The following is a 20,600-nucleotide window of genomic DNA, read 5'->3' as shown; positions in this document are numbered from 1 at the left end:
AAGTAAGCATTTCTTGGTTTGTATACAGAAAAGTGAGAAACCAATTTTTAAACTGGGAAGCCGCTAGAGTACGCGTCCTCGCGCGCACAAGGCTAAGACCCACCTAATGAGGTATTTATAATGGCTAAGAAAGTTGAAGCTCTAATCAAGCTACAAGTTGCTGCTGGTATGGCTAACCCTAGTCCTCCAGTAGGTCCAGCACTAGGTCAACACGGTGTAAACATCATGGAATTCTGTAAAGCGTTCAACGCACGTACAGAATCTATCGAAAAAGGCGCTCCAGTTCCTGTAGTGATCTCTGTTTACGGCGACCGTTCATTTACGTTCGACATGAAAACGCCACCGGCTGCTTACTTACTTAAGAAAGCTGCAGGTATCAAATCTGGTTCAGGCCGTCCTAACACTGAAAAAGTAGGCACAGTAACTCGTGCTCAACTTGAAGAAATCGTTGAGACAAAGAAACCTGACCTTACAGCTTCTGATTTAGAAGCTGCGGTTCGCACTATCGCAGGTTCTGCGCGTGCGATGGGCTTGAACGTAGAGGACTAAGATAATGGCTAAATTAACTAAACGTATGCGTACTATCCGCGAAAAAGTGGAAGCGACTAAAGATTACGAAATCACTGAAGCAGTTGCTCTTTTAAAAGAGTTAGCGACAGCTAAATTCGTAGAAAGTGTTGACGTTGCTGTTAACCTTGGTATCGATGCTCGTAAATCTGACCAAAACGTTCGTGGTGCAACTGTACTACCTAACGGTACTGGCCGTGACGTTCGCGTTGCAGTGTTCACACAAGGCGCTAACGCAGAAGCTGCGAAAGAAGCTGGTGCTGAACTAGTAGGTATGGAAGATCTTGCTGAGCTAGTTAAAAAAGGCGAGATGAACTTTGACGTTGTTGTTGCATCACCAGACGCTATGCGTGTTGTTGGTCAACTAGGTCAAATCTTAGGCCCACGTGGTCTAATGCCAAACCCTAAAACTGGTACTGTAACGCCTAACGTTGCAGAAGCAGTTAAAAATGCTAAAGCTGGTCAAGTGCGTTACCGCAATGACAAAAATGGTATCATCCATACTACTATTGGTAAGGTTGATTTCACAGTTGAGCAACTTCAACAAAACCTTGAGTCGCTAATTGTTGCGCTTAAGAAGGCTAAGCCTTCACAAGCAAAAGGTGTTTACGTTAAGAAAGTAACCATCTCTACAACAATGGGCGCAGGTGTTTCTGTTGACCAAAGCACTTTAACAACAACTGTTGTTTAATTGAGTGTTTACATGGCGTGAAATTTATACTATAATTTTGCGCCATTTTGTTGAGAAATTTTGTTTTCTCAACAAGTAAAGAATTCGGGTTGAAGTCCATAATTTCGGTGCGCCTTCGGGCAAAACGATAAATTGGGCTTCCGTCCAAGACCGTAGGTGGCTTCGGCCTTAATATTCACCTACGTAGACGGTGTGAATCCCCAGATAGATTTTTCCTAATCTTCTGGCTCTCGCCGTAAAAAGCATCTCTATCTTGTTTGGTAGGGAAGAGTAGAACAGGGAAGCCGATGTACGGTAACCCATTAAACCAGGAGTAACACCCATGGCTTTAAATCTTCAAGGCAAAAAAGCAATTGTTGCTGAAGTCAACGAAGCAGCCAATGGTGCTCTATCTGCAGTTGTTGCAGATTCTCGTGGTGTAACAGTTGGCGCAATCACTGCCCTTCGTAAAGAAGCTCGTGCAAATGGTGTTTGGATGAAAGTTGTCCGTAACACTTTAGCAAAACGTGCTCTTGAAGGAACACAGTTTGAGTGCCTTTCTGATTCATTTGTTGGTCCAAGCTTAATCGCTTTCTCATCAGAGCACCCAGGTGCTGCTGCGCGTATCTTTTCTGCTTTTGCAAAGAAGAACGAGAAATTTGAGCTTAAAACGGCCGCTTTTGAAGGAAATGTTGTTGATGCAGCAATGCTTGCTACATTACCTACATACGACGAAGCTGTTGCACGCTTAATGAGCGCTATGAAAGAAGCGTCTGCTGGCAAATTGTGTAAAACAATTGAAGCAGTACGTGTACAGAAAGAAGAGCAAGCTGCTTAATTTTAAGCTGTTTAATCAATCTTTCGGTGTAAAATTTTTTGGACCTAGAGTCCGTTAATTATTAGGAAATTTGTAATGTCTGTAACTAAAGACCAAATCCTTGACGCAATTGCTGAAATGTCAGTAATGGACGTTGTTGCTCTTGTTGAAGCAATGGAAGAAAAATTCGGCGTAACTGCTGCAGCTGCTATGGTAGCAGGTCCTGCTGCTGAAGCTGCTGAAGAGAAAACAGAATTTGACGTAATCCTTACTGGCGCTGGCGCTAATAAAGTTGCGGCAATCAAAGCTGTTCGTAGCGCAACTGGCCTAGGCCTTAAAGAAGCGAAAGCTCTTGTTGAAGCTGCTCCTACACCTGTTAAAGAAGGTGTATCTAAAGAAGAAGCTGAAGCTCTTGCTAAAGACCTTACTGAAGCTGGTGCTGAAGTTGAGGTTAAGTAATTTAGCTTTTGCTAAGTTCGCTGTCTGAGAAATCAGGCAAGGGCTGGTGATTATTTAATCACCGGCCTTTTTGCGCTATAGAGCGATGTATTCCTATAGCTCAAATAAAATCTAATTTTCTCTTTACTTTCAACGCTTTATAGTTTGCTAGTGTTAAAGTGGGAGCTAATTGGAACAACAATTAAATGTTGTACAATCTTGGCTTAGATGCCAGTTAAGTCTGTTCTTACAAGAACAGGTCGGGTCAAAGATCAGCAAGCTGAGGAACCCCATGGCTTACTCTTATTCTGAAAAGAAACGTATCCGTAAGGATTTTGGTAAACGTCCACAAGTTTTGGATATACCTTTCTTACTGTCAACGCAGTTAGAATCGTTTAAAAAATTCTTAGTGCCGGACGCTGATGGCGATCATGGTTTGGAAGCTGCCTTCCGTTCTGTGTTCCCAATCAAAAGCTACTCGGGAAATTCTGAGCTTCAATACGTAAGTTATCGTATTGGTGAGCCAGTTTTCGATGTAAAAGAATGTCAAATTCGCGGTGTGACTTATTCTGCTCCACTTCGCGTAAAACTACGCCTTGTGGTGATGGATAAAGAAGCGCCAGGCACAGTTAAAGACATTAAAGAGCAAGAAGTTTACATGGGCGAAATTCCGCTCATGACCGATACCGGTACTTTTGTAATCAATGGTACAGAGCGTGTTATCGTTTCTCAGCTACACCGTAGCCCTGGTGTATTCTTTGATAACGACCGCGGTAAAACTCACTCATCAGGTAAAGTGCTTTATAACGCACGTGTTATCCCATACCGTGGTTCATGGTTAGATTTTGAGTTTGATGCAAAAGATAACTTATATGTACGTATTGACCGTCGTCGTAAATTACCGGCGTCAATCATGTTGCGTGCACTTGAGTACACGACAGAAGAGATCTTAAACATCTTCTTCGAAACCACTGCGTTTGAAGTAACTGACGGTAAAGTTCTTATGGAACTTGTGCCATCACGTTTACGTGGTGAAACCGCTGCCTTTGATATAAAAAGTGAAGACGGTGAAGTGTTCGTTGAGTCTGGCCGTCGTGTAACAGCGCGTCATATCAAGAGCATTGAGAAAAAAGGCATTAGCCATTTAGAAGTACCCCATGAGTATATCATTGGCCGTGTAATTGCTAGAAACTACGTTGATGAGTCAACGGGTGAAGTGATTGCAAACGCGAATGATGAATTAACTTTAGAGTTAATGGCTGAATTGGTTAAAGCAGGTCACACTAAAATTGATACTCTATATATCAATGAAGTGGACAGCGGTGCATATATTTCTGATACGTTACGTATTGATTCAAGCACTAACCGCTTAGAAGCACTAGTAGAAATTTATCGCATGATGCGCCCAGGCGAGCCACCGACGAAAGACGCGGCTGAAGCCTTATTTGAGAACTTGTTCTTCTCTGAAGAACGTTATGACTTATCTACTGTAGGTCGTATGAAGTTCAATAGCCGTGTTGGTTATGACACTGACACAGGCCCAGGCACGTTAAGCAAAGAAGACATCGTGTCTGTTATGAAAGTATTAATTTCTATTCGTAACGGTCAAGGCGATGTTGATGATATCGACCACTTAGGCAACCGTCGTATTCGTAGTGTTGGCGAAATGGCTGAGAATCAGTTCCGTGTAGGTTTAGTACGTGTAGAGCGTGCGGTACGTGAGCGTTTAAGCTTAGGTGACCTAGATGCGATCATGCCACAAGATCTTATTAACGCTAAGCCTATTTCGGCAGCAGTTAAAGAGTTCTTTGGTTCGTCTCAGTTATCACAGTTCATGGACCAAAATAACCCGCTATCAGAAGTGACGCACAAACGTCGTATTTCTGCATTAGGGCTGGGCGGTCTTACACGTGAACGCGCTGGCTTTGAAGTACGTGACGTTCACGTAACTCACTATGGTCGCGTATGTCCAATCGAGACTCCTGAGGGTCCAAACATCGGTCTAATTAACTCATTGTCTACGTACGCACGTACCAATGACTATGGTTTCTTAGAAACACCTTACCGCAAAGTGGTAGACGGTGTAGTAACTGATGAAGTTGATTACTTATCAGCCATTGAAGAAGGTCAGTTTGTTATCGCACAGGCGAACTCAAACTTAACTGAAACCAATGAGTTTGTTGATGAATTAATCCCATGTCGTCACAAAGGTGAATCTACCTTTATGGGTCGCATGGACCAGCAATATATGGATGTATCACCACAACAGGTGATCTCTGTAGCGGCAGCACTTATCCCGTTCCTAGAACACGATGATGCTAACCGTGCATTGATGGGTTCAAACATGCAACGTCAAGCAGTACCAACATTGAAAGCGGACAAACCGTTAGTAGGTACTGGTATTGAGTTAACACTAGCGAAAGATTCTGGTGTAACGATTGTTGCTAAACGTGGTGGTGAAGTAATGTATGCTGACGCAAGTCGCATCGTTGTTAATGTACATGAAGAAGAACGCATCCCTGGTGAAGCGGGCATCGACATCTACAACTTAACCAAATACACACGTTCTAACCAAAACACATGTATTAACCAAAAACCAACTTGTATGGTTGGCGAACCGGTTACTCGTGGTGACGTGTTAGCAGATGGTCCTTCGACTGACTTAGGTGACTTAGCCCTTGGTCAAAACTTGCGCGTGGCATTCATGCCATGGAACGGTTATAACTTCGAGGATTCAATCTTACTATCAGAGCGCGTAGTTGAAGAAGATCGTCTAACGACTATCCATATTCAAGAACTACAGTGTGTTGCCCGTGATACTAAGTTAGGTCCTGAAGAGATCACTGCAGATATCCCTAATGTGGGTGAATCTGCACTAGGCAAGCTTGATGAATCAGGTGTTGTTTATATCGGTGCTGAAGTTAAAGGCGGCGATATCCTAGTAGGTAAAGTGACTCCGAAAGGCGAAACGCAATTAACTCCTGAAGAGAAGCTACTACGAGCTATCTTTGGTGAGAAAGCGTCTGACGTTAAAGACAGCTCATTACGTGTACCAAACTCTGTAACAGGTACTGTAATTGACGTGCAAGTCTTCACCCGTGATGGTGTTGAAAAAGACAAGCGCGCGCTAGAAGTTGAAGAAATGCAACTTCGTGACGCGAAAAAAGACTTTAACGAAGAATTCCGTATTCTTGAAGCAGGCGTGTTAGATCGTGCTCGTAAGTTACTTATCGCAGCCGGTCAAGATGAAGATAGATTAGCGTCATTGAATGCTGAGAAGCTACTAACTCAAAGTCTTGCTGAAGAAGATAAGCAAGCTGAACTTGAGCAACTAGCAGCCCAGTACGATGAGCTAAAAGCTGAATACGATAAAAAGTTTGAAAACAAACGTCGTAAAATTACCCAAGGTGATGACTTAGCACCAGGCGTACTTAAGATTGTTAAAGTATACCTAGCTGTTAAACGTCGTATCCAACCAGGTGATAAAATGGCGGGTCGTCACGGTAACAAAGGTGTTATCTCGACTATCGTACCAGTAGAAGATATGCCATACGATGATAAAGGTCGTACTGTTGATATCGTACTTAACCCGCTGGGTGTACCATCACGTATGAACATCGGTCAGATCCTTGAAACACATATGGGTCTAGCTGCTCGTGGTATTGGTGAGCGTATTGAAGAAATGATGAAAGAACAACGTGAGCTTCATGAGCTACGTGACTTCATCAAGCAAGCATACGAAATTGGTGAATCTCGCCAGTTCGTAGACATTGCTAGCTTCACAGATGACGAAATTCGTCGTTTGGCTGAAAACTTAAAAGGTGGTTTACCAATCGCTACTCCTGCATTTGATGGCGCGAAAGAAAGCGAAATCAAAGACATGCTTGAGCTAGCTGGCTACCCTCGTAGTGGTCAGGTTACACTTTATGATGGCCGTACTGGCGATCAGTTTGAACGTCAAGTAACTGTTGGTTACATGTACATGCTGAAACTTAATCACTTAGTTGATGACAAAATGCATGCGCGTTCTACTGGTTCTTATAGCCTTGTTACTCAGCAGCCGCTGGGTGGTAAAGCACAGTTCGGTGGCCAGCGTTTCGGTGAGATGGAAGTATGGGCACTAGAAGCATACGGTGCCGCTTACACTCTACAAGAAATGTTAACAGTGAAATCGGATGACGTGAACGGTCGTACTAAGATGTATAAAAACATCGTTGATGGTAACCATAAAATGGAACCAGGTATGCCAGAATCGTTCAACGTATTGTTGAAAGAAATCCGCTCACTGGGTATCAACATCGAGTTGGAAGAAAATTAAGCCAATTAGATGCTGCAGCTAGCCTGCAGCATCTGTTACGGCCGAATAGAATGTAGGGACGAAATCATCCGTCCTCAAGATTAACTCCGACAGGAGAGCTAAGGTGAAAGACTTACTTAAGTTTCTGAAGCAACAAAATAAGACCGAAGAATTCGATGCAATTCGCATTGGTCTTGCTTCACCAGACATGGTTCGTTCATGGTCATACGGTGAAGTAAAGAAACCTGAGACTATTAACTACCGTACTTTCAAGCCTGAGCGCGATGGCTTATTCTGTGCCCGTATTTTCGGTCCAGTGAAAGATTATGAATGCTTATGTGGTAAATATAAGCGTCTTAAACACCGTGGTGTGATCTGTGAAAAGTGTGGCGTTGAAGTAACACTCACTAAAGTGCGTCGCGATCGTATGGGTCACATCGACCTTGCGAGCCCAGTTGCACATATATGGTTTTTAAAATCATTACCGTCACGTATCGGCTTAATGCTTGATATGACGCTTCGTGATATTGAACGTGTTCTTTACTTCGAATCATTCGTAGTAACTGAGCCTGGCATGACGACGCTTGAGCGTAGTCAGCTATTAGGTGAAGAAGAATACCTAGATGCACTAGAAGAGCACGGTGATGAGTTTGAAGCGAAGATGGGTGCTGAAGCAGTATTAGACTTGCTTCGTGAACTCGATCTTGCGCAATTAATTGCTGAAATGCGTGAAGAGTTACCAACAATTAACTCTGAAACTAAGCGTAAGAAGATCACTAAACGTCTTAAATTAATGGAATCGTTCCACCAATCAGGTAATAACCCTGAGTGGATGATCATGACAGTACTTCCAGTATTGCCACCTGATCTACGTCCATTAGTACCACTTGATGGTGGCCGTTTTGCGACTTCTGATCTAAATGACCTTTACCGTCGTGTTATTAACCGTAATAACCGTCTTAAACGTCTACTAGATTTAGCTGCACCGGATATTATCGTACGCAACGAAAAACGTATGTTACAAGAAGCGGTTGATGCGCTACTTGATAACGGTCGTCGTGGTCGTGCAATTACAGGTTCTAACAAGCGTCCGCTTAAATCTCTTGCTGATATGATCAAGGGTAAGCAAGGTCGTTTCCGTCAGAACTTACTTGGTAAGCGTGTAGATTATTCAGGCCGTTCTGTAATCACAGTTGGTCCTACACTTAAGCTTCACCAATGTGGTCTTCCTAAGAAGATGGCACTTGAGCTATTCAAACCATTTATCTATGGCAAATTAGAGCGTCGCGGCATGGCTACGACAATCAAAGCTGCTAAGAAAATGGTAGAGCGTGAAGTTCCGGAAGTATGGGATGTATTAGACGAAGTAATTCGTGAACATCCAGTATTACTTAACCGTGCACCAACACTTCACCGTTTGGGTATCCAAGCGTTTGAACCTGTGCTTATCGAAGGTAAAGCAATCCATTTGCATCCATTAGTATGTGCGGCCTACAACGCCGACTTCGATGGTGACCAAATGGCGGTACACGTACCGCTAACGATTGAAGCGCAGCTTGAAGCTCGTGCATTGATGATGTCAACAAACAACATCCTATCTCCTGCGAATGGTGAGCCAATCATCGTTCCATCACAGGACGTTGTATTGGGTCTATATTATATGACCCGTGACCGCATCAACGCGAAAGGCGAAGGCGCGATCTTAAAAGATCCTAAAGAAGCAGAAAAAGCATACCGCAGCGGTAATGCCGACCTTCACGCTCGCGTGAAAGTACGTATTAGCGAATCAGTTAAAAACGAAAATGGTGTAGTAGAAGACACTGTAACTGTTATCGATACAACTGTTGGTCGTGCAATTTTGTCTCTTATTTTACCAAAAGGCATGCCGTTTTCGTCAATCAATCAGGCCCTAGGTAAGAAACAAATTTCTGGCTTATTAAACGAGTGTTACCGTCGTCTTGGTCTTAAAGATACAGTTATCTTTGCTGACCAAGTTATGTATACCGGTTTCCACTACGCAATGAAGTCAGGTGTTTCAATCGGTATCGATGACTTAGTTATCCCACCGATCAAAGCATCAATTATCGAAGCAGCTGAAGCTGAAGTAACTGAAATCAACCAACAATTCCAATCAGGTCTTGTAACGGCTGGTGAAAAGTACAATAAAGTTATCGATATCTGGTCACGTGTAAATGAAAACTTATCACGTGAAATGATGGCCAACTTGTCAAAAGACACGGTTATCAATGCCCAAGGTGAAGAAGAAGAGCAACCGTCATTTAACTCAGTGTTTATGATGGCCGACTCTGGTGCTCGTGGTAGTGCCGCTCAGATCCGTCAGCTAGCAGGTATGCGTGGTCTAATGGCACGTCCAGATGGTTCAATCATCGAGACGCCAATCACCGCTAACTTCCGTGAAGGTCTAAACGTACTTCAGTACTTCATCTCAACGCATGGTGCGCGTAAAGGTCTTGCCGATACAGCACTGAAAACAGCGAACTCGGGTTACCTAACGCGTCGTCTAGTAGACGTTGCACAAGATTTGGTAATCAACGAAGACGATTGTGGCACAGAAGATGGCTTAACAATGAAACCGCTTATTGAAGGTGGTGACGTTGTAGAAGCACTTCGCGAACGTGTACTTGGTCGTGTTGTTGCTGAAGATATTGTGATCCCTGGTACTAATACAGTACTAGTAGAGCGTAATATCATGCTTGACGAAAAACTGTGTGATCTTTTAGAAGAGCACTCAGTAGATGAAGTTCGCGTACGTTCAGTTATCACCTGTGATAACGACTTTGGTGTATGTGCTAAGTGTTACGGTCGTGACCTTGCACGTGGTCATATCATCAACGCGGGTGAATCAGTAGGTGTTATCGCGGCACAATCAATCGGTGAGCCGGGTACACAGCTTACGATGCGTACTTTCCACATCGGTGGTGCAGCATCAAGAGCGTCTGCTGAAAACAATGTACAAGTTAAAACTAACGGTACATTGAAGCTTCATAACGCAAAATATGTATTAAACACTGACGGTAAGATTGTTATTACCTCTCGTTCTACTGAAATCACTATCATCGATAGCCATGGTCGTGAGAAAGAGCGTTATAAAGTACCTTACGGTGCGGTATTAACAGTACAAGACAATACGGAAGTTCAAGGTAATGACATCGTTGCTACTTGGGACCCGCATAGTCACCCAATCGTTCTTGAGCATAAGTCAAAAGTATCGTTCAGCGATATCGATGACTCAAACACTGAAGCACAGACTGATGAACTAACTGGTTTAACCCGTGTAGTTGTTAAAGATCTTGCTAAGATAAATGCGAAAGAGCCGAAGCTTATCATCGAAAGTGAAGAGCGCGGTCTGCAAGAAACTCGTCTTCCTTCATACACTACGATTGAAGTAACAGACGGTGTAACGGCAAACCCAGGTGACGTGTTAGCACGTATTCCGCAGGAAGGTTCGAAAACTCGTGATATCACGGGTGGTCTACCACGCGTAGCCGACTTATTTGAAGCGCGTAAACCGAAAGAGCCAGCTATCTTAGCTGAGATCACCGGTACGATTAGCTTCGGTAAAGAGACTAAAGGTAAGAAGCGTTTAGTTATTACTCCAGCAGAAGGCGATCATTACGAAGAAATGATCCCTAAGTGGCGTCAACTTAACGTGTTTGAGGGTGAGCAAGTGTCTAAAGGTGAAGTTATCGCCGATGGTCCTGAATCACCACATGACATCTTACGCCTACGTGGTGTGACTCATGTTGCTAACTATATCGTTAACGAAGTGCAAGAGGTTTACCGTTTGCAAGGCGTTAAGATCAATGACAAGCACATTGAAACAATTATCCGTCAAATGATCCGTAAGTGTACGATCCTTGACGGCGGCCATAGTGAATTCTTAGCCGGTGAGCAAATAGAAGTGGCACGCGTTAATATCGCAAACCGCGACTTAGAAGCTCAAGGCAAGTTACCTGCTAAATATGAAATCCAATTAATGGGTATCACTAAAGCATCACTAGCCACAGAATCTTTCATCTCGGCAGCCTCGTTCCAGGAGACAACTCGTGTCCTAACTGAAGCCGCTGTAAATGGTAAGAGCGATGAACTTCGCGGTCTGAAAGAAAACGTAATTGTGGGTCGTTTGATCCCAGCCGGTACCGGTTTTGCGTATCATCAAGAACGTATGGCTCGTCGTAAGCAGAGCAAAGTTGTAGTTGAAGAGCAAACAGTAAGTGCAGAAGAGGCAACTCAAGCGCTAACTGATGCTTTAAACGCGGATTTATCTGGAAATCAATAAATCTAACTTAATCAATAGATTAGGTTTTTGCAAGGCAGTTATCTACTGCCTTGCTAACGGTTTAGGTTGACAGCTCAATCTTTGCTCATTAAAATTCCGCCACCCATTTACCTGCACGTTTGGTACGAGCTTGTAAATAAAGGGCGGATTTTTTTATTTTTTCAGTAGTAATTTTAATTTCAGGAGCTATTTAAATGGCAACTATTAACCAGCTAGTGCGTAAGCCACGTCGTAGCAAGGTTACGAAAAGTAACTCAGCTGCGCTTAAAGCGTGTCCGCAAAAGCGCGGTGTATGTACTCGCGTATATACAACTACACCTAAGAAACCAAACTCGGCGTTACGTAAAGTAGCTCGTGTACGTTTAACTAACGGTTTCGAAGTAACTTCATACATTGGTGGTGAAGGTCATAACCTTCAAGAGCATAGTGTAATCCTAATCCGTGGTGGTCGTGTTAAAGATTTACCAGGTGTGCGTTTTCACACTGTTCGTGGTGCACTTGACTGTGCAGGCGTTAGCGACCGTCGTCAAGCTCGTTCTAAATACGGTGCAAAACGCCCTAAAGGCTAATTGTATTCCGTTAGTAAGGCCAAGCACTAAATATTTTTAATTATTGTTTTGGGTGATTGACTCGAAAGAGCAAACCTGAATAAACCGGAGATACAAAATGCCTAGAAGACGCGTAATAGGTCAACGTAAAATTCTTCCAGATCCTAAGTTCGGATCGGAACTTCTTGCAAAATTCGTTAACATCGTAATGTTAGACGGCAAGAAATCTACTGCTGAAAAAATCGTTTACGGTGCGCTAGATGTGGCTGCTGAGAAATCAGGCAAATCGCACCTTGAAATCTTTGAAACTGCACTTGAAAACATCCGTCCACAGGTTGAGGTTAAATCTCGCCGTGTTGGTGGTTCAACGTATCAAGTACCAGTAGAAGTACGTCCAGTACGTCGCAACGCATTAGGTATGCGTTGGTTAGTAGACGCTGCACGTAAGCGTGGCGAGAAATCTATGGGCTTACGTTTAGCTCAAGAACTTGTTGACGCTTCTGACAACAAAGGCACTGCGGTTAAGAAACGTGAAGACGTTCACCGTATGGCTGAAGCGAATAAAGCATTCGCACATTACCGTTGGTAATCTGTCCTTAACCTTTAAGAGGATTTTATGGCACGTACAACTCCACTTGAGCGCTACCGCAATATCGGTATTGTTGCTCACGTAGATGCAGGCAAAACCACCACAACAGAACGTGTTCTGTTCTACACAGGTCTTTCTCATAAGATCGGTGAAGTACATGATGGCGCCGCAACTATGGACTGGATGGAGCAGGAACAAGAGCGTGGTATCACAATCACTTCTGCTGCAACAACGTGTTTCTGGAAAGGGATGGACGCGCAATTTGACGCTCATCGTATCAATATAATTGATACTCCAGGGCACGTGGATTTCACTATTGAAGTAGAACGTTCTTTACGTGTACTTGATGGTGCGGTAGTTGTGCTTTGTGCTTCATCTGGTGTACAGCCGCAAACTGAGACAGTTTGGCGTCAAGCGAACAAATACGAAGTTCCGAGAATGATCTTCGTAAATAAAATGGATCGCACGGGCGCTGACTTCTTAACGGTTGTTGGCCAGGTGAAATCTCGTCTTGGAGCAACGCCTGTTCCAATTCAGCTACCAGTAGGCGCTGAAGACGACTTTAAAGGTGTTATTGACCTCATAAAAATGAAAATGATTAACTGGAATGATGAAGACCAGGGAATGACTTTCACCTATGAGGCAATACCGGCAGAACTTCAAGATTTAGCTGAAGAATGGCGCTCAAACTTAGTTGAAAGCGCCGCTGAAGCATCTGAAGAACTAATGGATAAGTATTTGGAAGGTGAAGACCTGAGCGAAGCAGAAATTAAAAATGCTTTGCGTCAGCGTACATTGGCTAACGAAATCGTCCCAGTCACATGTGGTAGTGCATTTAAAAATAAAGGCGTTCAAGCTGTGCTTGATGGCGTTATTGAATATATGCCTGCACCAACACAAGTGAAACAAATTCAAGGTATCCTTGAAGATGGTACTGAGGAAGAACGTCCAGCTAATGACAACGCACCGTTTGCTGCACTTGCTTTTAAGATTGCAACAGACCCGTTCGTTGGTACTTTAACTTTCTTCCGTGTTTACTCTGGTACTGTTAAACAGGGTGACGCGGTATACAACCCAGTAAAATGTAAGCGTGAGCGTCTTGGCCGTATCGTTCAGATGCATTCAAACTCACGTGAAGAGATCAAAGAAGTCTACGCAGGTGATATTGCGGCGGCTATTGGTCTCAAAGACGTAACAACAGGTGAAACACTGTGTGATCCGAATTCTATTATTACGCTTGAGCGTATGGAATTCCCTGAACCAGTTATCTCTGTTGCGGTTGAGCCTCGCACAATCGCTGACCAAGATAAGATGGGTATCGCGCTAGGTAAACTAGCGGCAGAAGATCCGTCTTTTCGCGTACAAACTGACGAAGAATCAGGCCAGACTATTATTTCTGGTATGGGTGAACTTCACCTTGATATCATTGTCGACCGTATGAAACGTGAATTCAGTGTTGAATGTAACGTTGGTAAGCCGCAGGTTTCTTACCGTGAAGCTATTCGTTCAACTGTTAAAGTTGAGGGTAAATTCATACGTCAATCAGGTGGACGTGGTCAATATGGTCATGTCTGGCTTAAACTTGAACCGATGGATATTTCGGATGATGAAGCCCCAATTTACGAGTTCGTTAACGAAACCGTAGGTGGCTCCGTTCCAAAAGAATACATCCCTGCGGTAGACAAAGGCATCCAAGAGCAAATGTCTCAAGGTGTGCTGGCAGGCTACCCATTACTTGGTGTGAAAGCGACTTTATATGATGGTTCATTCCATGATGTAGATTCGAATGAAATGGCATTTAAAATAGCGGGTTCACTGGCAATGAAACAAGGTGCGCTACAAGCAGACCCTGTACTATTAGAGCCAATGATGAAGGTTGAAGTACTCACTCCTGAAGCAAACATGGGTGATGTAGTTGGTGACTTAAACCGTCGCCGCGGCATGATCGAAGGCATGGAAGATGCGCTAGGTGGACTTAAATTAATTAACGCCCAGGTTCCGCTTTCTGAAATGTTTGGTTATGCTACTGATCTACGATCTGCAACACAAGGCCGTGCCTCATACTCTATGGAGTTTTTGAAGTACGCTGAAGCCTCGAAACATGTTGCGGACACAATAATTACAGCTCGCGCTGTTAAGTAATTTTTAGCTCGGTTTGGTCCACAGTGGACTGAACCTTTAATTTCTTTATAGGAATTTTTTAAGATGGCAAAAGCAAAGTTTGAACGCGTAAAACCGCATGTAAACGTAGGTACAATCGGCCACGTTGACCACGGTAAAACTACCCTAACTGCAGCAATCACTAACGTACTTGCAAAAGTATACGGCGGTGTTGCTAAAGATTTCGCATCAATCGATAACGCTCCAGAAGAGCGCGAGCGCGGTATCACAATCTCAACTTCACACGTTGAATACGATACGCCTACTCGTCACTACGCACACGTAGATTGTCCTGGACACGCCGATTATGTTAAAAACATGATCACTGGTGCTGCTCAAATGGACGGCGCTATCCTTGTTGTTGCTGCGACTGATGGCCCTATGCCACAAACGCGTGAGCACATCCTTCTTTCTCGTCAAGTTGGCGTTCCTTACATCATCGTATTCATGAACAAATGTGACATGGTTGATGACGAAGAGCTACTTGAACTAGTAGAAATGGAAGTTCGTGAACTTCTTTCTGAGTACGATTTCCCAGGTGATGACTTACCACTAATCGCTGGTTCTGCGCTTAAAGCGTTAGAAGGCGAGAAAGAGTGGGAAGACAAGATCATTGAGCTTGCAGACGCACTTGATTCTTACATCCCAGAGCCAGAGCGTGACATCGATAAGCCATTCATCATGCCTATCGAAGATGTTTTCTCAATCCAAGGTCGTGGTACTGTTGTAACTGGTCGTGTTGAAGCTGGTATCATCCGCATTAATGACGAAGTAGAAATTGTTGGTATCCATGATACAACTAAATCTACTTGTACTGGTGTTGAAATGTTCCGTAAACTACTTGACGAAGGTCGTGCTGGTGAGAACATTGGTGCACTTCTACGTGGTACTAAACGTGAAGACGTTGAACGTGGTCAAGTACTAGCTAAGCCTGGTTCAATCAACCCACATACAACATTCACTTCAGAAGTATACGTACTTTCTAAAGATGAAGGTGGTCGTCATACTCCATTCTTCAAAGGTTACCGTCCACAGTTCTACTTCCGTACAACTGACGTAACTGGTGACGTACAGTTACCAGATGGCGTAGAAATGGTAATGCCTGGCGATAACGTTAAGATGACTGTAAAGTTAATCTCTCCAATCGCAATGGATGAAGGTCTACGTTTCGCAATCCGCGAAGGTGGCCGTACTGTAGGTGCTGGTGTAGTAGCAACTATCGTAGAGTAATAATTAACTTTTAAGTTAATTGTTAGAAAAAAGGTCACTTCGGTGGCCTTTTTTAATGCCTACGATTTGAGCTGTAAGCTCTAAGCGGAAAGTTTTAAGCTGCTCGGCGTTAATATGTACTTGTAGGCGAGTGGCTTGCCACCGCGTTTATAACAGAAAGTAAATATATTAAATTTTCTTGCTATTTAAGTTGAGGAGATCTAGATTTTTACCGCTTACCGCTTACCGCTTACCGCTTACCGCTTACCGCTTACCGCTTACCGCTTACCGCTTACCGCTTACCGCTTACCGCTTACCGCTTACCGCTTACCGCTTACCGCTTACCGCTTACCGCTTACCGCTTACCGCTTACCGCTTACCGCTTACCGCTGAACCATTGTAACGTTATGATATAACAAACAAAAATAATGTAACTTTTAATTTTTATGTAACATAAAGTCACTTTTTAAGTAACAAAACCTACCTAATATGATGCTCTCATTACTACAGACATTCTTGACCAAATCGTATCAATGGAACTTAAAAATGAAAATTAATAAAATTGCGACTGCAATTGGTTTAACACTGGCGTTGTCAGCGGGTGCTAATGCAGGTGTGTTACCTGATAACCAAATGAAAAGTGATTGGTATAGCGCTGCACAGGCTAAATTAACCTCTAAAGAAACGATGGCTAATGCAACACCAGCCACTAAAGCAAAGAACGTAATTCTATTTGTTGGTGATGGCATGGGTATATCAACCCTCACCGCAGCACGTATCCTTGCAGGCCAAAAACAAGGCGCTTTAGGAGAAGAGGGCTTTTTGAGCTTTGAAGAATTTCCGTATTCGGCACAAATAAAAACGTATAACGTCGATGCGCAAACACCGGATTCAGCAGGCACCATGACGGCTATTATCTCAGGTGTTAAAACGGATGTTGGTGTTATTGGTGTTAACGAAGACATTGAACGTGGCAAATGTGCAACTGTAGCAGGTAATGAATTAATTACAGCTACAGAGCTTGCAGAAATTAAAGGCCTAGCCACAGGTATTATTTCTACTGCACGGATCACCCACGCAACGCCAGCTGCAACGTATGCAAAATCAGCTGATCGTAATTGGGAAGACATTTCCGACATGCCTGCAGATGCAGTCACTGCAGGTTGTGAAGATATTGCGTCGCAATTAGTTAATTTCGAAAAAAATCTAGAAGCGCGCTTTGCGGGTGTTGATGTTGATGGTCTAGAAGTGGTGATGGGTGGCGGTCGTCGTCATTTCTTACCAAAAGATGCTGCATTTAACTCTAATGATGCTATGAGTGCAGTCGAAGGTGATCGTACTGATGAACGTGATTTAACAGCGCAATGGCAGCAAATGTATAGCGATGGTAAATACATTACTGATCAGGCCGGCTTTGACGCAATAAATGGCGATACCAAACGCGTATTTGGATTATTTAATGAATCGCATATGCAATATGAAGCGGATCGCAGTAATGATATTGCAGGTGAGCCTTCATTAACGCAAATGACGACTAAAGCGATTGATATCTTAAAGAATAATGAAAAAGGGTTTTTCCTAACGGTTGAATCGGGTCGTATCGATCACGCCCACCATGCCGGTAATGCTTACAACGCATTAAATGACACAATTGAATTGGCCAATGCGGTAAAAGCAGCAGTAGAAAATACCGATCCAAATGAAACACTTATTTTAGTCACTGCGGATCACAGCCATGTATTTACCATTGCTGGCTATCCAAAACGCGGTAACCCAATTTTGGGTCAAGTTGTAGCAGTAGGTCGCGATACTCCAACCCTTGCAGCTGACGGTATGCCTTATACCACAGTCGGTTACGCAAATGGCTTGGGCTTTAGAGATTTAGGTGATGAAACAGATGCAGACGCTTCATATTTAGCCGCAGCAGTTGCTGGGCGTGTTGAATTAAGTGGTGTTGATACCTTAACACCGGGCTTTCATCAAGAAGCAGCAGTCCCACTTAGCTCGGAAACTCATGCAGGTGAAGATATTTCATTGCATGCTAAGGGCCCTGGGGCACAGTTGGCACAAGGCGTTGTGGAGCAAAATGTTATTTTCCACATTATCAGTCAAGCGCTCGAACTAATAGAAGAATAATGGTGATTACAATGAAAAAACTTAACTTAATATCTCTTGCTGTGGTTGTTGCGTTAGCGGGTTGCTCTGATGATGACGATAAAATTGAGTCACTGACGGTTAAAAATACGCTTGCAGTTGGCTCTGAGCAATGTATCAATGGTGGCATTGAAACCCTAACAGGTGACGACAGCAATCAAAATGGTGAGCTTGATGCAGATGAAGTAACTACAACCACTGTAGTGTGTAACGATGCTGAAACTTCATTGAATCCACAACAGTTAGCGCCGCTTACTACCAATACTTGGTATAAAGAAGCACACACTAAATTAGCTAGTAGCCAAGATAATATTGCTAATATTGTTAAAGAGTCTGGCAAAGCGAAAAACGTCATTTTGTTTGTTGGCGACGGTATGGGGGTTTCAACAGTAACAGCTGCGCGTATTTTAGCGGGTCAGTTACAGGGCAAAATGGGTGAAGAACATCAGTTAAGCTTTGAAACACTACCGTTTTCAGGGTTTGCTAAAACTTATAATGTTGATGCACAAACACCTGATTCTGCAGGTAAGCGATGACAGCAATGGCATCAGGCGTAAAAACTGATGTCGGTGTTATTGGTATTGATGAAGCAGTGGTTAATGGTAATTGTTTGTCAGGTAAAGGCCATGAATTAGTAACGTCATTAGAGCTTGCGGAAATTGCAGGTAAATCAACGGGACTTATTTCAACGGCACGTATTACCCATGCCACACCAGCTGCAACGTATGCAAAAGCGGCAAACCGCAATTGGGAAGATGTTTCAGATATGCCTGAGTCGGAAGCGGCTAATTGTGAAGATATTGCATCGCAACTGGTTAACTTTGAAAAGAACTTAGAAGCGCGTTTTGCTGGGATCGATGTTGATGGTCTTGAAGTGGTAATGGGTGGCGGTCGTCGTCATTTCTTACCAAAAGACGCAGCATATAATTCAGCTGATGCAGTAAGCTCGGTAGAAGGCGATCGTACTGATGGCCGTGATTTAACTGCTGAATGGCAAGCTCAGTATCCAAATGGTCAATACGTAATGGATCAAGCAGGTTTTAATGCGATTGATGTGACTAACACTAAACAAATTTTTGGCTTGTTTAATGAATCTCACATGCAATACGAAGCTGACCGTGGCAATGATATTGCGGGTGAACCATCGTTATCAGAGATGACAGCAAAAGCACTGGATGTATTGGATAACAACGAGAAAGGCTTTTTCTTAACGGTTGAAGCTGGACGAATTGACCATGCTCACCATGCGGGCAATGCCTATAACGCTTTAAGCGATACCATTGAGTTATCAAAAGCGGTGCAAGTGGCGCTTGATAAAACCAGCATTGAAGATACGCTGATTATTGTCACTGCCGATCACAGCCATGTATTTACTATCGCAGGCTACCCAAAACGCGGTAATCCAATTTTAGGTAAAGTGGTTGCCGTGGGTGAAACCGAGCCAACACTTGCTGCCGATAATATGCCATACACCACCGTAGGTTATGCTAATGGTGGCGGCTTTAGAGATTTAGGTCAGGAAACGGATGCTGAAGTAGGTTACGACTTTGCCCCAGTAACCGGTCGTGTTGATTTAACCGATGTGGATACGCAAAGTCCAGGTTTCCACCAAGAAGCACTTGTGCCGCTGTCATCTGAAACTCATGCGGGTGAAGATGTTGGTGTTTATGCAATTGGCCCTGGTGCGCATTTGGTAACAGGTACTAACGAGCAGAGCTTTATTTTTCACGTGATGGATTATGCAGCTGACTTAGTAAAACAAGCGGATGCTAAAGTTACAAATTAAGTAATTGTCATGTAATACGCTTAACTAAAGAGCAACTCAAAACTGAGTTGCTCTTTGTCATTAATCTGCAAAATAAACACATTACAGTGACTCACGGTATTAAATCGAAAAGAGAATCCAGTGAAAAAAATTATCCTATCTTTAGCGTTAATAAGTCCATTGGCCAGTGCCACGCAGTGCGCGTTGGACAGTCAATATGTGCAAGCAAGCTATCAGGTTAGTAAGCAAGTTGCGGGCAAAGCTGTGGCTGAATCTCAACAGTTTACATTATGGCGAACACCCCATCAGGTTGCAGAGCAAGGCCTTGAATTAGTTGAAGTGTGGCAACAGTTGAGTAATCAGCAAATTCGGCCAATTCGTTACTTTCAAACACCGCAGCGTGGTATTGAATATCAACCTTCAGAGGTGCAAGGTCAGCAAGATTGGAGTACTAAATACCAATTAGTTAGTGATGATTTTATTGCCAAGATGACTTTAACCGATGAGCAAGGTGATGGCTGCGAGAAAATACAGCATTATCAATTAGTGCAAGGTGATACTACGATTGAGCTTGCATGGTTGGTAAATCAAAAGCTGGTAAGCGCAATGAGTATTGGTAAACCGCAACTTACTCAAACATTAACGTTGGGCACTGTGGACTTTAAAAAAGCTCCGATACAGCAGCAATTTGCCCTATGGGATGCTTATCAAACGACTGACTATGCGGATATCGGTGATAACGAAGGCGACCCATTTTTAGCCAAAATGATTAACTTAGGATTTATCGAGCATGGTGCGTCGGGCTTTTATGATGCTAATGGTAAAGCGCTTGGTGGTGGGCACAGCCACTAAAAAGGGCCGGTGAATGCTCTTTTAAAGTCTCGATTTGGATGTTAAAAGGCCAAATTTCAGCTTTATAAATTAGCATGTGGCCAGTGCCCGCAAAAGTATCGATTCGTTTAACCGTAATAAGTGATATTACACTATCGCAGCTGTATTTAGGCCAGGTTCAAATCATTCGTTGTTTGTTTTGCTATAAAGATCACCTTACGATACAAATAAAATTGGCTAAAATGGCTTTCCTCT

General features: G+C 43.4%; 13 protein-coding genes and 1 pseudogene. All 14 read left to right on the top strand.

The window, feature by feature from the left end; genetic code table 11:
• Positions 1-120: 120 nt before the first annotated feature.
• The 14 genes and pseudogenes from rplK to P4S61_RS06570 all read left to right on the top strand — a co-directional run bounded on the left by rplK (position 121) and on the right by P4S61_RS06570 (position 20,366).
• Positions 121-549, top strand: coding sequence for a 50S ribosomal protein L11 (gene rplK / locus P4S61_RS06635; RefSeq protein WP_008108462.1), 429 nt, complete (start codon positions 121-123; stop codon positions 547-549).
• A 4-nt stretch (positions 550-553) separates the two neighbouring features.
• Positions 554-1,258 (top strand): 50S ribosomal protein L1, encoded by a 705-nt coding sequence (rplA, locus tag P4S61_RS06630; RefSeq protein ID WP_145238292.1) that lies wholly within the window; start codon positions 554-556, stop codon positions 1,256-1,258.
• Between the two features lie 322 nt (positions 1,259-1,580).
• Positions 1,581-2,075 (top strand): 50S ribosomal protein L10, encoded by a 495-nt coding sequence (rplJ, locus tag P4S61_RS06625; protein ID WP_145238296.1) that lies wholly within the window; start codon positions 1,581-1,583, stop codon positions 2,073-2,075.
• A gap of 75 nt (positions 2,076-2,150) precedes the next feature.
• A complete protein-coding gene (gene rplL / locus P4S61_RS06620; protein ID WP_064668694.1) occupies positions 2,151-2,513 on the top strand; it encodes a 50S ribosomal protein L7/L12 in 363 nt (120 codons plus the stop codon).
• Positions 2,514-2,784: 271 nt separating this feature from the next.
• The gene (gene rpoB / locus P4S61_RS06615; protein WP_337117988.1) at positions 2,785-6,810 is read left to right on the top strand and encodes a DNA-directed RNA polymerase subunit beta; all 4,026 of its coding nucleotides are present in this window, start codon (positions 2,785-2,787) and stop codon (positions 6,808-6,810) included.
• A 103-nt stretch (positions 6,811-6,913) separates the two neighbouring features.
• Positions 6,914-11,089, top strand: a complete 4,176-nt coding sequence (rpoC, locus tag P4S61_RS06610) for a DNA-directed RNA polymerase subunit beta' (protein WP_145238302.1) — start codon at positions 6,914-6,916, stop codon at positions 11,087-11,089.
• A 194-nt stretch (positions 11,090-11,283) separates the two neighbouring features.
• On the top strand, positions 11,284-11,658 hold the full coding sequence (rpsL, locus tag P4S61_RS06605; protein ID WP_002958885.1) for a 30S ribosomal protein S12: 375 nt from the start codon (positions 11,284-11,286) through the stop codon (positions 11,656-11,658).
• 97 nt (positions 11,659-11,755) lie between these two features.
• On the top strand, positions 11,756-12,226 hold the full coding sequence (gene rpsG, locus P4S61_RS06600; protein WP_054206871.1) for a 30S ribosomal protein S7: 471 nt from the start codon (positions 11,756-11,758) through the stop codon (positions 12,224-12,226).
• A gap of 27 nt (positions 12,227-12,253) precedes the next feature.
• Positions 12,254-14,368 carry an elongation factor G gene (gene fusA, locus P4S61_RS06595; RefSeq protein WP_145238305.1) on the top strand — a complete coding sequence of 705 codons (2,115 nt, stop codon included), beginning with the start codon at positions 12,254-12,256 and terminating at the stop codon, positions 14,366-14,368.
• A gap of 63 nt (positions 14,369-14,431) precedes the next feature.
• On the top strand, positions 14,432-15,616 hold the full coding sequence (tuf, locus tag P4S61_RS06590) for an elongation factor Tu (protein WP_337117987.1): 1,185 nt from the start codon (positions 14,432-14,434) through the stop codon (positions 15,614-15,616).
• Between the two features lie 190 nt (positions 15,617-15,806).
• On the top strand, positions 15,807-15,998 hold the full coding sequence (locus P4S61_RS06585; protein ID WP_337117986.1) for a hypothetical protein: 192 nt from the start codon (positions 15,807-15,809) through the stop codon (positions 15,996-15,998).
• A gap of 143 nt (positions 15,999-16,141) precedes the next feature.
• Positions 16,142-17,731 (top strand): alkaline phosphatase, encoded by a 1,590-nt coding sequence (locus P4S61_RS06580; RefSeq protein WP_337117985.1) that lies wholly within the window; start codon positions 16,142-16,144, stop codon positions 17,729-17,731.
• 11 nt (positions 17,732-17,742) lie between these two features.
• Positions 17,743-19,535, top strand: a pseudogene (locus tag P4S61_RS06575) (alkaline phosphatase).
• 120 nt (positions 19,536-19,655) lie between these two features.
• Positions 19,656-20,366 (top strand): hypothetical protein, encoded by a 711-nt coding sequence (locus P4S61_RS06570; RefSeq protein ID WP_182740407.1) that lies wholly within the window; start codon positions 19,656-19,658, stop codon positions 20,364-20,366.
• Positions 20,367-20,600: the final 234 nt, after the last annotated feature.

The organism is Pseudoalteromonas sp. B160, assembly GCF_037162485.1.
Classification (GTDB): domain Bacteria; phylum Pseudomonadota; class Gammaproteobacteria; order Enterobacterales; family Alteromonadaceae; genus Pseudoalteromonas; species Pseudoalteromonas rhizosphaerae.
Note: the sequence above shows the minus strand (reverse complement) of the source record. Positions and strands in the feature narration are given on the sequence as shown.

Coding starts and splice junctions, on each gene's coding strand:
- rplA (WP_145238292.1), top strand. CDS start 554: ATGGCTAAATTAACTAAACGTATGCGTACTATCCGCGAAAAAGTGGAA.
- fusA (WP_145238305.1), top strand. CDS start 12,254: ATGGCACGTACAACTCCACTTGAGCGCTACCGCAATATCGGTATTGTT.
- rpsG (WP_054206871.1), top strand. CDS start 11,756: ATGCCTAGAAGACGCGTAATAGGTCAACGTAAAATTCTTCCAGATCCT.
- rplK (WP_008108462.1), top strand. CDS start 121: ATGGCTAAGAAAGTTGAAGCTCTAATCAAGCTACAAGTTGCTGCTGGT.
- tuf (WP_337117987.1), top strand. CDS start 14,432: ATGGCAAAAGCAAAGTTTGAACGCGTAAAACCGCATGTAAACGTAGGT.
- rplL (WP_064668694.1), top strand. CDS start 2,151: ATGTCTGTAACTAAAGACCAAATCCTTGACGCAATTGCTGAAATGTCA.
- P4S61_RS06580 (WP_337117985.1), top strand. CDS start 16,142: ATGAAAATTAATAAAATTGCGACTGCAATTGGTTTAACACTGGCGTTG.
- rpsL (WP_002958885.1), top strand. CDS start 11,284: ATGGCAACTATTAACCAGCTAGTGCGTAAGCCACGTCGTAGCAAGGTT.
- rpoB (WP_337117988.1), top strand. CDS start 2,785: ATGGCTTACTCTTATTCTGAAAAGAAACGTATCCGTAAGGATTTTGGT.
- rplJ (WP_145238296.1), top strand. CDS start 1,581: ATGGCTTTAAATCTTCAAGGCAAAAAAGCAATTGTTGCTGAAGTCAAC.